The organism is Pedobacter borealis DSM 19626 (assembly GCF_000708285.2).
In the GTDB taxonomy this organism is placed as follows: Bacteria; Bacteroidota; Bacteroidia; order Sphingobacteriales; family Sphingobacteriaceae; genus Pedobacter; species Pedobacter borealis.
Genome location: NZ_JAUG01000010.1, coordinates 1 through 14,287 on the forward strand (window position 1 = coordinate 1; position 14,287 = coordinate 14,287).

Sequence of the window (14,287 nt, forward strand, 5' to 3'; positions counted from 1 at the left end):
AAATTATATCTTATTTACGCCTAATCCCGCTTTATCGTCCTGCTGAATTTATTTCAGCATCTTTTTAGCGTGAAAGACCCTGAAATAAATTCAGGGTGACGACCGTCTTAACAGAAAACTTGATTAAAACGCCACAAAATGAGATTTAATAATCGAACTCAGGTTACTATTAATGGCTGGGTCTCATAGCATAATTTCGCTACGCTCTGCAACCGTAAATAGTGCCTACCTCCCTTGCCATTTAAACCTGATCGTAGTGGTTCCGATCCTTTACCGATAAATTGGCACTAAACTAGCATCGGAAGTAGCGGAGAGCAGGGTTGTCATTAACCCGTGCTGCTGTATCTGCTTTCCAAAAAAAAATGATCACTTTCATAATTTGCTCAAATAAGCTTTTTTGGGAAAAATTTAATTGCCTATTGTAAATGATTAATTCGTATAAAAACAAAAAAGCTTTCCTGTTTCCAGAAAAGCGTTAGAAATTATAATAAAAAGATGTTTCCTACCAGTATATACTGTAAAGGGCTACCAATAAACCGATAATAATCAACGAACCAACAGCGAAACCTGTGGTGGTTTTGAACATTTTCGAATCGATTTCCAGTCCTTTTGGATTAACACTGTTTTTGTTTTCGAATAAACTGATAATCACCATACCGATCACACAGAATACGAATACAAAGCCCATTCTATCTAAGAATGGAATTTCATATACACCCACTCCGTTTTTAACCGAGAAACCCATTCCTGATAACCAGGAAAGATCGGTCCATGTAGGAAGAACCTTTAACAATAACGATAATCCGAAGCCACCAACTGTTGCAAAAAGTGCTGCATTTGAGGTTGCTCTTTTCCAGAAGAAACCGAGAATGAACATGGCAAATATACCCGGAGAAACAAAGCCTGTATACTCTTGGATATATTGGAATCCACCTTTTTTATCGATACCTAAGTATGGTGCAATAATAACGCCCAACACCATGGCTACAACTACGGCAATTTTACCTGTAAAAACGAGGTTCTTTTCAGAAGCATCGGTTTTTAATACTTTTTTGTAAATATCTAATGTGAAAATGGTTGCAATACTATTTGCTTTACCAGCTAATGAGGCTACAACCGCTGCAGTTAATGCTGCAAACGATAAACCTTTTAATCCGGCAGGTAATAAGTTTAACAGTACCGGGTAAGCACGGTCTGGATTAACAGCTCCATCCTGCAGCATTTCCGATTGGAAAGCCCCATCTTTATACAGTACATAAGCGGCAATACCTGGCAATACCACGATAATTGGCATTAATAACTTTAAGAATGCAGCAAATAAAATACCCCCACGGGCAGTTTTTAAATCTGCACCTAAAGCACGTTGCGTAATGTATTGATTACAGCCCCAATAGTTAAGGTTTACAATCCACATACCACCTACTAATACGCTTAATCCCGGTAAATCAATGTAATTTTCATTATCAGGTTTTAAGATCATGTGGAAGTGTTCTGATGCTTTTGAGGTCATAAGGCTATAACCTTCAAAAATACCTGAGGTTCCGTAATGGGTAGAAACCAGGTTTAATGCCAGGTATGTTGTGGCCAAACCACCCAGAATTAAGAAAAATACCTGAATAACATCAGTATAACCGATTACTTTCATTCCACCCAATGTAATTATAATGGCGAAAGCAGCAATAGCATACATACAGAACTTTAAATCGAATCCAGAGATACTGCTAACAGCTAAAGCACCTAAATAAAGAATTGATGTTAAGTTTACCACTACATACAACAATAACCAGAACACAGCCATAATCATGGCAACGGTTCCGTTGTAGCGTTGGTGTAAAAACTGCGGCATTGTGGCGATCTTGTTTTTCAGGTAAACCGGAATAAAAAAAACAGCAACAATAACCAGGGTAAGGGCAGCCATCCACTCGTAAGTTGCAATTGCCAATCCCATCTTAAAGCCCGATCCGCTCATGCCGATAAACTGTTCCGCAGAAATATTCGATGCAATTAAAGATGCACCGATTGCCCACCATGTAAGTGAACCTTCAGCTAAGAAATAATCTTTTGAGCCTGTGGATGCGGATTTTTTCTTATTGTAGATGTACAGACCGTAAGCAGCCACAATAACGAAGTACACCGCAAATACAATGTAATCCTTCGTGTCCAATAAATTGTTTTTCATTAATATAATAGTGGTTATTTGGTTTAGAAATCTAAATGTAGTAAAATCATAAATTAATCTCTGCTTTTTTTTTAATTAAAAAGTGTTAAAGTAACGTTTATTAATTTGAATATTTACTCTTACTGTCATTCTGAACGCAGTGAAGAATCTTTTACCTATGGAGACAGCACCCTGAAAGTAAAGGATAACCGTTTTAATGGCATAGGTAAATTACTAATCCGTGGTCTGTGAAGACACAGACCACGGAGATTACATTTTATAAATAAATTAAATATACCTGTTAATTAAGTTTTCCAGGTATTCTTGCTTTCCGCTGCGTACCTCTGGTTCGCCGTTTTCTGCAGCGTAATTTCTCAAATCTTCTAAACTTAGTTTACCTTGTTCAAACTCGGCACCCTTTCCACTATCAAATGAAGCGTAACGGTCTGTTCTTATTTTTTTGTAATCAGATTTTTGAAGAATGGCATCTGCAGTAATTAATGCCCTTGCGAAGATGTCCATGCCGCCAACGTGTGCATAGAAAAGGTCTTTGGGGTCTGTAGAGTTACGGCGGATTTTTGCATCGAAGTTTACACCTCCACCCTGTAAGCCACCACCTTCTAAAATGATCAACATCGTTTCCGTTAGTTCGTTAATATCGTTCGGGAACTGATCGGTATCCCAGCCATTTTGATAATCGCCACGGTTTGCGTCGATAGAACCTAATAAGCCGTTATCTACTGCAACCTGTAATTCATGCTGGAAAGTATGACCGGCCAAAGTAGCGTGGTTAACTTCTAAATTTAATTTGAAATCGGCGAGCAGATCGTATTGTTGTAAAAAGCCTTTTACGGTTGCCGCATCGTAATCATATTGATGTTTAGAAGGCTCACATGGTTTCGGTTCAATGAAGAATGTGCCTTTGAAACCCTGTTTGCGTGCATAATCTTTAGCGGTATGTAAGAATTTTGCCAGGTGTTCCTGCTCACGTTTCATGTTGGTGTTCAATAAACTCATATAGCCTTCTCTTCCTCCCCAGAACACATAATTTTCGCCACCAAGGGCAATGGTAGCATCTAAAGCAGCTTTAACCTGTGCAGCTCCGTGTGCCAGCACATGGAAATCGGGATTGGTAGATGCACCATTCATGTAGCGCTTATGGCTGAATAAATTTGCTGTTCCCCAAAGTAATTTTACCCCGCTATCTGCTTGTTTTTGCTTGGCGTATTCAACAAGGGCCTGTAATCTGCGCTCGTTTTCGGCAATATCGTCGCTATAATCTACCACATCCACATCATGGAAACAATAATAAGGGATCTGCATTTTAGTGATAAATTCAAAGGCAGCGTCCATTTTATCTTTTGCCCTTTCTACTGCATCTTTTTTCTCATCCCAAGGGAAAATGTGCGTTGCGCCACCAAACGGATCTGCACCATTGCCGTTAAATGAATGCCAATACGCGCAGGCAAATTTAAAATGCTCGTTCATGGTTTTGCCTGCTACTACTTTGTTGGCATCATACCATCTAAATGCTAATGGATTGTCACTTCCCAGGCCTTCAAACTTGATCTGCTCAATGCCCTTAAAAAATTCCTTTGCTCCTGTTACTACTTTTGTCATGTTATTTTGTTTTTTGGTTGGTGGTCTGTTGGTCAATAGTTCATAGTCGGTCTTGCTATGTACGATCAATCATTAACCAATTGCTAATTGTTTCTCTAATATTTTTTTCCAATCCTGATAAATGGGTTCGTATGTTGCCGAATGTTGTGGGATTAAAGTTTTAATTACTTCGTGGTTGTTAAAAGCTTCTTCTGCGTTTTTGAAAATCCCAGCCCCTATACCGGCACCTAAGGCTGCGCCAACACTGCCGTCGTTTTCGTAAAGTTCTACCGGAATGCCTGTAACGTCGACAAAAGTTTGTGCAAATACATCACTTAAAAAGAGGTTGGCCCTCCCAGCACGGATTACCTTAGGTTTCATGCCGTTTTCTCTCATAATATCCAGTCCATAGCGGAAAGAAAAGGCAATCCCTTCTTGTACTGCCCTAAAAATATCTGATTGATTGTGGAGGTTTAAGTCGATACCTAACAACTGGGCGCCAGTATACTTGTTGTTTAACATCCGCTCGGCACCGTTTCCGAAGGGGAGCACTTTTAAGCCATTGCTACCTATTGGCGCTTTTAATGCCAGGTTATTCAGTTCAGGATATGTAGACTGTGGTGCGAAATTATATTTTGCCCAACGGTACATGCTGCCAGTGCCATTGATACAAAGTAAAACGCCGGTATGTTTTTTCTCTTCTGAATAGGTTACATGTGCAAAGGTATTCACCCTTGATTGTTTATCGTAGGTAAGATTGTTGCTTACCCCGTAAATCACACCTGATGTTCCGGCCGTTGCAGCAACTTCCCCAGGCTTTAATACATTTAAAGAAAGCGCGTTATTGGGCTGATCGCCGGATTTATAAGCGACAGGGATACCGGCTGACAGGCCAAGAGACGTTGCAATATCGGCCTTTAAATGACCGTGTTCGGAAAATAAAGCTTTCACCTGTGGAATAACGTTGCCTGAGATTCCGTAATAATCCATTACATCTTCAGAAATTTCATGATTTTCAAAATCCCAGAAAATGCCTTCAGATAATGCAGAAATACTTGTTGTAATTTCTCCTGTTAATTTCATTGCGATGAAATCGCCAGGCAGCATTATTTTATCGATGCGGTTATAGATCTCTGGCTCATTTGCTTTTACCCAGGCCAGCTTGGAGGCTGTAAAGTTTCCCGGAGAGTTTAGGAGGTGTTTTAGCGATTTTTCCTCTCCAATGGCCTCAAAAGCACTATTGCCTAGCCCGACTGCCCTGCTATCGCACCAGATAATACTATCGCGGAGTACGTTTTGATCTTTATCTACTACAACCAGACCATGCATTTGGTAAGCAACACCAATGGCTTTAATCTCTTTAGGGTCAAATAAGCCGGTGGCATTTAATTTAAGGATTGCCTGTTGAACATTTTGCCACCAATCATCAGGTGATTGTTCTGCCCAGCCCGATTGCAAAGATTTAATTGTTGTTTCCTCTTCCGGGTATTGTGCTGTCGCAATGTTTTTTTGTGAAGCTACATCAACAACTGCAACTTTTATAGATGAGGTTCCTAAATCAATCCCTAATAAATACATGGTTTTAAATTATTTTAATATTTGGTTATGCAAACGGTTGCATAAAGATAGTAGTTAAAATATAAAACGCAAATTTTTTGTAAAATTCTATTCCGCTTTATGCAATCGGTTGAATTGAATGCTATTCCTAATTTAAACTACAATCGAATTATTTTAATAATTTATATTTTTGCCGTTACATTAAAATTATTTATGGAAGAGATTACCTGGAATGATTTCGAAAAGGTAGAATTGAGGGTAGGCACTATTTTAGAGGCTTTCGAGTTTCCTGAAGCCCGACGGCCTGCCTATAAAGTTAAGGTAGACTTCGGCGAATTCGGCATAAAAATGAGCAGTGCGCAGATTACCAAACATTATACTTTGGACGAATTACCAGGGAAACAGATTGTAGGGGTGATCAACTTCCCTAAAAAACAGATCGGCAAATTTATGTCCGAATTTTTGGTTACCGGTTTTGCCGACGAAAACGGTGATATCGTATTGACTGCCGTACAAAGTAAAGTTCCTAATGGGAGTAAACTTGTGTAATGCGCAGACTTCCGAAGTTTTGCTGGCCCCTGCCCTTGGGAACTTCGGAAGTCTGCGCTCAGGTCTTGCTAAATAGCCCTGATTGAAGTGAAAAGACCGCAAGCGAGGCACGAGTGCGGACTTGCAACGGAAAGCAGGACTGAAGCAGCCGACAGGCAGTAACATTGCGCTCCAAAACCTAATGAAATTTTCAACTTAGACTTCAGAAGTTTACCACGCCCATGGCTACCGAAACTTCGGAAGTCTTTTTGGCCAATATTACCCTATATTTGCTCCATGAGTTTTTACAACTTCGAAAATACCGACCCTGAAGAAGAGGATATCCATTATATGAAATTGGCTTTGGAAGAAGCAAAAAAAGCTTTGGCTGATGATGAAATTCCAATCGGCGCGATAGTGGTTAGTAAAAACAGGATTATTGGCCGTGGCTACAATTTAACGGAGCGCTTTAATGATGTTACTGCGCATGCTGAAATGCAGGCTTTTACCTCTGCAGCGCAAACGATAGGCGGCAAATATTTAAGGGATTGTACCTTATATGTAACCATCGAGCCTTGTGTAATGTGTGCCGGTGCAAGTTATTGGACACAGATTGGCCGCATTGTGTATGGTGCCAGGGAAGAAAAAAGAGGCTTTATATCCAAAAACGCGAATCTGCTGCATCCCAAAACGATATTGAAAGGAGGGATAATGGCAGAGGAATGTGCATTATTGATGAGGGATTTTTTTGCAAAGAAAAGATGAGTTAATGGCTCATGGTTTATAGTTCATAGGCAAGTGGGCTATCAACTATAAACCATGAACCATTGACCAATTTTTTTTATTATCCTACTATGGCTATCGTCCTGAACCTTACAGCTTTTAAATCCTCCCAGCTTTACAACAACTGAACAGAAAACGATTTGATGATAATAACATGAACAAATCTTAACGTTCTAATGTTATATTTGCTACAAGAAACATTTTTAAATCTTTAAACATAAAACATTATGGCTTTTGAATTACCTGCGTTACATTACGCAACCGATGCATTAGAACCGCATATTGATAAAACTACCATGGAAATCCACCATGACAAACACCATCAAGCTTACGTTACCAACCTAAATAAAGCTTTAGAAGGCAAGCCAGAAGCGACTTCTAGCATCGAGGAAATTGTAAAAAACATTTCAAAATTCCCGGCTGCTGTGAGAAACAACGGTGGAGGTCACTATAATCACTCTTTGTTCTGGAACATTTTAGGTCCAAATAAAGGTGGTGAGCCAACTGGCGATTTAGCTAAAGCAATTAACGAAACTTTTGGTTCATTTGCTGATCTTAAAACTAAATTACAAGAAGCTGGTGCTACCCGTTTTGGTTCTGGCTGGGCTTGGTTATCAGTAGGTGCTGATAAAAAACTTCAGGTTTCTTCTACACCAAACCAGGATAACCCTTTAATGGATGTTGCTGAAGTTAAAGGAACGCCAATTTTAGGTATCGATGTTTGGGAGCATGCATACTATTTAAAATACCAGAACAAACGCCCTGATTATTTAGCGGCAATTTGGAATGTAGTTAACTGGGATGCAGTTGCTGAGCTTTATAAAAAAGCTTTGTAAGCTAGAAGTTCAATGAAATTTAGAAAGTCCCGATGCAAATCGGGACTTTCTTGTTTTAAGATAATTAAGTAACTTCGCAGATATAAAATGTTCGAAATGAAAAGGCTTGTAATTTTATTTTTAATTATTGTTGGTGTAAATGGATTGGTGCGTGCACAGCAAAATAAAGTACCTACTCCAGGAGAAATTGCACAGAAGAATGTGGAGGATCTGGATAAGCGATTAAAACTAAATGGCACGCAAAAAAGCGTAATTTACAGCTTTACCTATAACCAGGCGAAGGAACAGGCTGATTTAATCAAAAGACAACAGGCAGGCAACTCGCGCGAAGAGGATGTAGATAAATTCTACAAACTACAGAACGAAACCTCAAAAAATATCCGCAATGTTTTAAGGCCAGAGCAACAAACCGAATATGATAAAATCATTGAGGAACGTTTAAGCGGTAAAGGCTTAAAAGCAAAAAATAAGAAAAAGAAAAAAGGCGAGGAAGAGGAAGTAGAGAGTGATATTAAAGGATTGTTATCAGCACCCCCAGTAGGAAAACAAGATCTCTAAGCAAGCTAGTGTTTTTGTAATCGATTAATTCAATAACAAATGCCAGAGATAATCGTAGGCACTATTGTACTCGGACTACTATTGTCGCCACAGTTACTTGCAGGTTTTTTGGCAAAGCGAACAGGCCGGAATTTTTGGTTCTGGTTTTTTATTTCCTTTTTAATCCCCATTATTTCATTAATTGTTTTGATCTTTTTAGAAGATAAAAACCCCGCTGCATCAGGCTATAAGTTGGCTGATCATGTAGATAGAGACCATGAGCTAACTCACGAAGTTTAAAAGCCTCTTTTATTGATTTAGTACTTATTAAGTATTATCAAAATACAGCAGTACAGTCGTCATTGCGAGGTACGAAGATAACCGAACGATTGAGCTCATGAATACCTTTAAAAAGAACTGCAAAAATGAATAATCTTAATGCACGTGCTACTAACGATCGTTGTAAGATTGCTTCGTCGGCTGAAAAAGCCTTCTCGCAATGACGACCATATTAAAAGCTTTCGAAGTTTTTCCATCGCTTCACCCTTTTAAACTTCGCAAGAAGAACTATATCCCAACAATATCTTTTTTCTTCTTTTGCTTCATGGCTTTTGGGATAATTTCTAAAATCTCATCTTTTAAAGCATTAAGCATCCGTTTTTTAATAAAGTTTTTATGGGTTACCAGGCTGATCTCACGCACAGGCTCAGGCGATTTAAAATGACGGATTTTGCTAGTCTGTTTTGCATTTAATTCTGCTATGGCCAGCTCAGGCAATAATGTTGCGCCACCGTTTAAATCGACCATTCTAACCAGCGTTTCTACACTGCCTGTATTGTATTCCAGTCCCTGTAATCTGTTGTTTTTTGTAGAGCGGCAAATGTTCAATACCTGATTGCGCATACAATGACCTTCGTTCAAAAGCCAGATGTTTTCATCATTCAGGTCTTCCGTATCAACGGCTTTCTTTTTATAAAGCTTGCTGTTTTTGCTGATATAGCTTACAAAGTTTTCGTAATATAATGGAATTTCGGTAATGTTCGGATCGGTAAGTGGTGTGGCTAAAATACCACAATCCAGTACACCTGTTTTGAGGTGGTGAATAATATCTTCGGTGGTATATTCCCAGATTAAAAGTTTTAATTCAGGATATTTATCCAGCATGGCAGAAATTACTTCGGGGAGCAGGTATGGCGCAACAGTTGGAATTACGCCTATTCTTAGTTCGCCTAAAACATCCTGCTGCTGACTGCTGATCAGTTCTTTTATTTTTCCGCTTTCCTGTAAAATAACCCTGGCCTGGGCAATAATCTGGGCGCCAATTTCGGTCGGACTTACCGGTTGTTTGCTCCTGTCGAAAATTTTAACGCTGATCAGTTCTTCCAGTTTTTGCACCTGCATACTTAAGGTAGGTTGCGTTACAAAACATTTATCTGCAGCGGTAACAAAACTTCTGTAAGTATCTACGGCAACGATATATTCTAGCTGAACTAAAGTCATATAGTTAAAATTTATTTATAAAAACAAATATATAAATTTTAACTATACAAAATAATCGAATGAGAGAATTGACTGGCAATTAAAGCATTCTCTCATTTCTTAATACCGGCTTTCAAAATCCTGATAAGCCAACGCAATACCTTCGCGAAGTTCTATTTGATGTTTCCAGCCTAAATTATGAAGTTTGCTTACGTCCATCAGCTTACGCGGTGTTCCATCTGGTTTACTCGCGTCAAATACCAATTTGCCTTCAAAACCCAAAACATCTTTGATCAATAAAGCCAGGTCTTTAATGGTTAGATCGTGTCCGGTACCAATATTGATCAGATGCGGTTCGTTATAGTTTTGCATCAGGAAATAACAGGCGTCTGCCAGATCATCGGCGAACAAAAATTCGCGCATGGGCGATCCTGATCCCCAAACCACAATCTCTTTTTCGTTATTTGCTTTTGCCTCGTGTACCTTACGGATCAAAGCAGGTAAAACATGCGAATTTTGAGGGTGATAATTATCATTAAAGCCATATAAATTTGTTGGCATCACCGAGATAAAATTACAGCCATACTGATCGCGGTAGGCATCGCACATTTTGATCCCTGCAATTTTTGCAATCGCATAAGGTTCATTGGTATGCTCTAATGTTCCGGTTAAAAGGTAATCTTCTTTTAAAGGCTGTGGGGCCATTTTTGGGTAAATACAGCTCGATCCCAAAAACATGAGTTTCTTAACGCCATTTACATAAGCATTGTGGATCACATTATTTTGTATGGCTAAATTCTCGTAGAGGAAATCGGCCCTGTATGTATTGTTGGCTACAATGCCACCTACCTTTGCTGCGGCAAGAAATACATAATCTGGTTTTTCTGCTGCAAAGAAATCGGTAACCGCCTGTTGGTTGCGTAAATCTAGCTCGCTCGAAGTTTTGGTTATAATATTCTCGTAACCCTCATTTTGCAGTTTGCGGTAAATGGCCGAACCCACCATACCACGATGACCCGCAACATATATTTTAGCGTTTTTTTCCACGGTATTTTTTATAGGGTACAAAAATACGATTCCTAAATAAGAATGACATTAATCTTTCTGGCAAAAGAAACTTCGATTATTGATTTAATTGTATTTTTGCAGAAAAAAAACTTTTGGGTAAAGATAAACTTAGGCGTTTTGCAGAAATTGAAACATTTGCAAACGTATATCAATTAGAACAAGGAAAAACTTTAAAGGGAAACTGGGCTTCAGCACATTTTAAAAATACGAACCCCATTGTGCTCGAACTGGCATGTGGAAAAGGCGAATATTCGGTAAACTTAGCCAGGTTATTTCCTGAAAAAAACTTTTTAGGTGTTGATTATAAAGGTAACCGCATTTGGAGAGGTGCAAAAACAGCTATTGAAGATGGAATTAACAACGTTGCTTTTTTAAGAATCCAGATTGAAAATTTATTGGATTATTTTAACGAAGGAGAAATTGACGAGATCTGGATCACTTTCCCCGATCCGCAACCACAAGATAGCCGTGAGAAAAAACGTTTGACTTTCCCCGCATTCCTGAACCGTTATAAACTTGTTTTAAAACCAGGTGGCAATGTTAATTTGAAAACGGATAACGACCATTTGTATACTTATACTTGCGAAAAGGTGGCAGAATTAGGATTACCTGTACATAAAAACACCGACCATCTGTATACTTCTGATCTGGTTGATGAAGTATTGTCGATCAAAACCTATTACGAAAAAAAATACTTGTTACACGATAAAAATATTAATTATATTCAGTTTTCTTTTGAATAATGGACACCAACTTTTACGAACAGGTTTATGAGATTGCCCGGTTAATTCCGAAAGGAAGGGTTACGTCTTATGGGGCTATCGCGAAAAGTTTAGGTGCAGCAAAATCATCAAGAATGGTGGGGCATGCCATGCTTTATGCCGGAACAGCCCACCCTGGTGTACCTGCCCATAGGGTGGTAAATAGTAGTGGTTTGCTTACCGGAAAGTTTCATTTCAAACCGCCCGAACTGATGGAGGAGCTGTTGAGGAACGAAGGCGTCGAAGTAAAGAACGATAAGGTGGTGAACTTTAAAAAAGTATTCTGGAATCCGCTCGAAGAAATTATAGTATAACGGGTAAACTTCGTTTATAATCGGTAAGGGTAAAAATAATCAGAATCAATAAACCTAAACAGGCGTAGAAAATTTCGTCGGTTAAATTCCCCTTAAAAAGCGTAAATGCTAAAATAACAAGAACAATACTGACGAAAAACTCGATAAGACCGTGAAGTTTAAGGTTAATGATCTTAAAAATACCCCCGCTGAAATTAGTGGTTATCGTTAATAAAAAATGAATGATGCCCAATGTGTAAGCCAGTGTTGAAGCGGTTTTAGAAAGACCAAAAATATCGGGCGAAGCCAATAAAAGCATTACCAATAGGTAATCTAAAACGGCATGAAATTTTGGAGATATCATTTTCATAATCAAATGTTTATATCCCTAACAAATAACAGTTAAAAAAGATTTTAAAATATGGGAAAGCTTGTAGAAGAATTTAATGGCTATCGTGAAAAAATGAACGATAGAATTATGGAGACAGCGAATACAAATATTAAACGATTTTTTGCGCTCGATACAACCTCCTATGCTGATGGAGCCTTAGATGTTAAAACGAAAGAGATGTTAGGGCTGGTCGCCTCGATGGTTTTGCGTTGTGATGATTGCATTAAATACCATTTGGGCAAATGTTTCGATGCAGGAGTAAATCATGATGAGATGAACGAAATTTTCATGATCGCCAATCTTGTAGGCGGTAGTATTGTAATTCCGCATTACAGGAGAGCGGTGGAGTATTGGGATGAGTTGAGTTTGGAGGCGGGAGTTTAGAGTTGGGAGTTTCCTTGCATGTCCCAGATTGGAACTGTGAGTTTTTAGAGTGGGAATTCTTAAAATCACTAAATAATGCAATTGAATGTTCTTATATTTAATCATGGGAACAATTAAGGATTTATTGGCTTATCAGAAAGGATTTAAACTTTCAATGGAAATATTCCATATCTCTAAAAGGTTTCCATCAGAAGAAAAATATAGTTTAACAGATCAGGTCAGAAGATGCTCAAGAAGTGTTTGCGCGAACCTAGCAGAGGCTTATAGAAAAAGGAAATATCCTAACCATTTTGTTAGTAAGCTTTCTGATGCTGATACTGAAAACGGTGAAACTCAAACTTGGCTAGAATTCGCTCTGGCCTGTAGTTACATTTCTGAGGATGAATTTAATATGTTAAATGGTCAAGCAGAGGAAGTTGCAAAGTTATTGGTATACATGATGAATAACCCAGAAAAGTTCTTAATCAAATTGTCTTAACGTGTTGCTTTGAATGACTCCAAGCGCCAAGCTTAGCCCTATGCCAACTCAAAACTCCCATCCCCAAACTCCCAACTCGATAATCCGCTGCAGCTGGGCAGGCTCCGATCCACTTTATATCAAATACCACGATGAAGAATGGGGAAAGCCTGTTTATGATGATAAAATTTTATTCGAATTCCTGATTCTCGAAGGTGCGCAGGCTGGCTTAAGCTGGATTACTATTCTCAGAAGGCGCGAAAACTATCGTAAGGCCTTCGCCGATTTTGAGGTTAACAAAGTAGCTGCTTTTACCGAAAAAGATGTAGAGCGGCTGATGAACGATGAAGGTATTATCCGCAATCGTTTAAAAGTTAACGGAGCCATTACCAACGCTAAACTGTTTATCGAAATCCAGAAAGAATTTGGCAGTTTTTCTAAATACATGTGGGCTTTTGTTCCAGGTGGCAAACCGATCCAAAATCACATCGAAAAAATGAGCGATGTTCCTCCACGAACTGAACTTTCCGATCAGATTAGTAAAGACATGAAAAAACGTGGCTTCAAATTTTTCGGCACCACCATCTGTTATGCACATATGCAGGCAACCGGAATGGTTAACGATCATTTATTAAACTGCTGCGCAAGATAAGACCTACGAATCTAATTAGAAACTTTAGGCGTAACGATCTTACAATCTTATAATCGCTTAATAATCCTATTTACTTTTTAGTCGCGTTATACTCCTTAACCCATTCTATTACATCTCTGCTATTAAAATCTGTTCCAGCTTCAACTTTAGCTTTTAAAGCAGGTTGGTCGCCCATTTTTTGCAATAAAATATTTTTAACTTCAGTTTTTTTAGTGTCTTCGGTTATCGCTTTCATCGGTACTTCCTGTAAAGGACCAGCGCCAGGTTTTTCAATAAAGTAGCGAACAACAGGCGCACCTGCAGGTCTTTCTGGTGCAGTATTACGACCACCGCCGATGCTAATGCCTCCGCCCATACCCATGCCGCCATACCCGCCGGTTCCCGTTCCAATACCAATTGATGGCCTGAATTTTACCTTTTTCTCTTTCACCTCAGGAACCAAGGTGCCTCCTCCAAAAGAATAAAGATTAACCGTTCCCATTTCGATTACCTTAACAAAACGGTATTCAAAATTGCGGCCATTTGCAAAACCTTTGCTCACAAAGCTATCACCGTTCCAAAAGAAGTTTTTAATGTCCTTTGCAGGCAAAATCACATCAGCCTCATCATTGGCACTGATAAAAACAGAAAAATAATCAGTACCCTTTATTGTTCCGCGGATGACCTCATCATTGTTTTTAACAATAAAATCCTGGGCATTACCGGTAATAATTATTGAAAAAAATAAAATAAAAAAGCTAAAAATCTTCATATGTTAGTAATCTCGGGATATAACGCAAGTTATTCAAAAATAATATTCAATTA

The 14,287-nt window shown here is 38.7% G+C and carries 17 protein-coding genes; 10 read left to right on the forward strand and 7 right to left on the reverse strand.

Annotated features, from left to right (window positions below; all coding sequences use genetic code 11):
- Positions 1–502: 502 nt before the first annotated feature.
- From AW17_RS04585 to AW17_RS04595, 3 genes are all read right to left on the reverse strand, one after another.
- Entirely contained in the window at positions 503–2,179 is a 1,677-nt protein-coding gene (locus tag AW17_RS04585; RefSeq protein WP_029274944.1) for a sodium/sugar symporter, read from the reverse strand.
- A 267-nt stretch (positions 2,180–2,446) separates the two neighbouring features.
- Entirely contained in the window at positions 2,447–3,778 is a 1,332-nt protein-coding gene (xylA, locus tag AW17_RS04590; RefSeq protein ID WP_029274945.1) for a xylose isomerase, read from the reverse strand.
- A 72-nt stretch (positions 3,779–3,850) separates the two neighbouring features.
- Positions 3,851–5,335 (reverse strand): xylulokinase, encoded by a 1,485-nt coding sequence (locus tag AW17_RS04595; protein WP_029274946.1) that lies wholly within the window; start codon positions 5,333–5,335, stop codon positions 3,851–3,853.
- Between the two features lie 192 nt (positions 5,336–5,527).
- Between AW17_RS04595 and AW17_RS04600 the strand changes: the two genes are divergently transcribed.
- The 5 genes from AW17_RS04600 to AW17_RS04620 all read left to right on the forward strand — a co-directional run bounded on the left by AW17_RS04600 (position 5,528) and on the right by AW17_RS04620 (position 8,298).
- Entirely contained in the window at positions 5,528–5,863 is a 336-nt protein-coding gene (locus tag AW17_RS04600; protein ID WP_029274947.1) for a tRNA-binding protein, read from the forward strand.
- Positions 5,864–6,139: 276 nt separating this feature from the next.
- Positions 6,140–6,607 carry a nucleoside deaminase gene (locus AW17_RS04605; RefSeq protein WP_029274948.1) on the forward strand — a complete coding sequence of 156 codons (468 nt, stop codon included), beginning with the start codon at positions 6,140–6,142 and terminating at the stop codon, positions 6,605–6,607.
- A 245-nt stretch (positions 6,608–6,852) separates the two neighbouring features.
- Positions 6,853–7,461 carry a superoxide dismutase gene (locus tag AW17_RS04610; RefSeq protein WP_029274949.1) on the forward strand — a complete coding sequence of 203 codons (609 nt, stop codon included), beginning with the start codon at positions 6,853–6,855 and terminating at the stop codon, positions 7,459–7,461.
- A gap of 96 nt (positions 7,462–7,557) precedes the next feature.
- Complete coding sequence (locus AW17_RS04615) at positions 7,558–8,019, forward strand: hypothetical protein (protein ID WP_029274950.1); 462 nt, start codon at positions 7,558–7,560, stop codon at positions 8,017–8,019.
- A 39-nt stretch (positions 8,020–8,058) separates the two neighbouring features.
- The gene (locus AW17_RS04620; RefSeq protein ID WP_029274951.1) at positions 8,059–8,298 is read left to right on the forward strand and encodes a hypothetical protein; all 240 of its coding nucleotides are present in this window, start codon (positions 8,059–8,061) and stop codon (positions 8,296–8,298) included.
- A 267-nt stretch (positions 8,299–8,565) separates the two neighbouring features.
- On the opposite strand, the gene AW17_RS04625 is transcribed toward AW17_RS04620, so the two are convergent.
- Together AW17_RS04625 and fcl are read right to left on the reverse strand one after the other, a co-directional pair.
- Positions 8,566–9,498 carry a hydrogen peroxide-inducible genes activator gene (locus AW17_RS04625; RefSeq protein WP_029274952.1) on the reverse strand — a complete coding sequence of 311 codons (933 nt, stop codon included), beginning with the start codon at positions 9,496–9,498 and terminating at the stop codon, positions 8,566–8,568.
- Between the two features lie 99 nt (positions 9,499–9,597).
- Positions 9,598–10,524, reverse strand: coding sequence for a GDP-L-fucose synthase (fcl, locus tag AW17_RS04630; protein WP_029274953.1), 927 nt, complete (start codon positions 10,522–10,524; stop codon positions 9,598–9,600).
- Between the two features lie 113 nt (positions 10,525–10,637).
- On the opposite strand from fcl, the gene trmB reads away from it, so the two are divergent.
- The gene (gene trmB / locus AW17_RS04635; RefSeq protein WP_029274954.1) at positions 10,638–11,288 is read left to right on the forward strand and encodes a tRNA (guanosine(46)-N7)-methyltransferase TrmB; all 651 of its coding nucleotides are present in this window, start codon (positions 10,638–10,640) and stop codon (positions 11,286–11,288) included.
- The gene (locus AW17_RS04640) at positions 11,288–11,620 is read left to right on the forward strand and encodes an MGMT family protein (protein ID WP_029274955.1); all 333 of its coding nucleotides are present in this window, start codon (positions 11,288–11,290) and stop codon (positions 11,618–11,620) included. Before trmB ends, AW17_RS04640 begins: the two co-directional genes overlap by 1 nt.
- Here AW17_RS04640 and AW17_RS04645 read toward each other — a convergent pair.
- Entirely contained in the window at positions 11,610–11,969 is a 360-nt protein-coding gene (locus AW17_RS04645) for a hypothetical protein (protein WP_029274956.1), read from the reverse strand. The two genes, AW17_RS04640 and AW17_RS04645, sit on opposite strands and share 11 nt — an antisense overlap.
- 51 nt (positions 11,970–12,020) lie before the next feature.
- On the opposite strand from AW17_RS04645, the gene AW17_RS04650 reads away from it, so the two are divergent.
- From AW17_RS04650 to AW17_RS04660, 3 genes are all read left to right on the forward strand, one after another.
- Positions 12,021–12,374, forward strand: a complete 354-nt coding sequence (locus AW17_RS04650) for a carboxymuconolactone decarboxylase family protein (protein WP_029274957.1) — start codon at positions 12,021–12,023, stop codon at positions 12,372–12,374.
- Positions 12,375–12,477: 103 nt separating this feature from the next.
- Positions 12,478–12,852: a four helix bundle protein gene (locus AW17_RS04655; RefSeq protein ID WP_029274958.1), complete on the forward strand. Its 375-nt coding sequence runs from the start codon at positions 12,478–12,480 to the stop codon at positions 12,850–12,852.
- A 40-nt stretch (positions 12,853–12,892) separates the two neighbouring features.
- Complete coding sequence (locus AW17_RS04660; RefSeq protein ID WP_029274959.1) at positions 12,893–13,483, forward strand: DNA-3-methyladenine glycosylase I; 591 nt, start codon at positions 12,893–12,895, stop codon at positions 13,481–13,483.
- Positions 13,484–13,553: 70 nt separating this feature from the next.
- On the opposite strand, the gene AW17_RS04665 is transcribed toward AW17_RS04660, so the two are convergent.
- Positions 13,554–14,234, reverse strand: a complete 681-nt coding sequence (locus tag AW17_RS04665) for a hypothetical protein (RefSeq protein WP_029274960.1) — start codon at positions 14,232–14,234, stop codon at positions 13,554–13,556.
- Between the last annotated feature and the right edge of the window lie 53 nt (positions 14,235–14,287).

What these genes read in the sequence shown, in the direction of transcription:
- AW17_RS04585 (WP_029274944.1), bottom strand. Translation starts at nt 2,179, where the DNA reads ATGAAAAACAATTTATTGGACACGAAGGATTACATTGTATTTGCGGTG.
- AW17_RS04610 (WP_029274949.1), top strand. Translation starts at nt 6,853, where the DNA reads ATGGCTTTTGAATTACCTGCGTTACATTACGCAACCGATGCATTAGAA.
- AW17_RS04640 (WP_029274955.1), top strand. Translation starts at nt 11,288, where the DNA reads ATGGACACCAACTTTTACGAACAGGTTTATGAGATTGCCCGGTTAATT.
- AW17_RS04665 (WP_029274960.1), bottom strand. Translation starts at nt 14,234, where the DNA reads ATGAAGATTTTTAGCTTTTTTATTTTATTTTTTTCAATAATTATTACC.
- AW17_RS04620 (WP_029274951.1), top strand. Translation starts at nt 8,059, where the DNA reads ATGCCAGAGATAATCGTAGGCACTATTGTACTCGGACTACTATTGTCG.
- AW17_RS04600 (WP_029274947.1), top strand. Translation starts at nt 5,528, where the DNA reads ATGGAAGAGATTACCTGGAATGATTTCGAAAAGGTAGAATTGAGGGTA.
- AW17_RS04605 (WP_029274948.1), top strand. Translation starts at nt 6,140, where the DNA reads ATGAGTTTTTACAACTTCGAAAATACCGACCCTGAAGAAGAGGATATC.
- AW17_RS04615 (WP_029274950.1), top strand. Translation starts at nt 7,558, where the DNA reads ATGAAAAGGCTTGTAATTTTATTTTTAATTATTGTTGGTGTAAATGGA.
- AW17_RS04655 (WP_029274958.1), top strand. Translation starts at nt 12,478, where the DNA reads ATGGGAACAATTAAGGATTTATTGGCTTATCAGAAAGGATTTAAACTT.
- AW17_RS04660 (WP_029274959.1), top strand. Translation starts at nt 12,893, where the DNA reads ATGCCAACTCAAAACTCCCATCCCCAAACTCCCAACTCGATAATCCGC.
- AW17_RS04645 (WP_029274956.1), bottom strand. Translation starts at nt 11,969, where the DNA reads ATGAAAATGATATCTCCAAAATTTCATGCCGTTTTAGATTACCTATTG.
- AW17_RS04650 (WP_029274957.1), top strand. Translation starts at nt 12,021, where the DNA reads ATGGGAAAGCTTGTAGAAGAATTTAATGGCTATCGTGAAAAAATGAAC.
- AW17_RS04625 (WP_029274952.1), bottom strand. Translation starts at nt 9,498, where the DNA reads ATGACTTTAGTTCAGCTAGAATATATCGTTGCCGTAGATACTTACAGA.
- xylA (WP_029274945.1), bottom strand. Translation starts at nt 3,778, where the DNA reads ATGACAAAAGTAGTAACAGGAGCAAAGGAATTTTTTAAGGGCATTGAG.
- AW17_RS04595 (WP_029274946.1), bottom strand. Translation starts at nt 5,335, where the DNA reads ATGTATTTATTAGGGATTGATTTAGGAACCTCATCTATAAAAGTTGCA.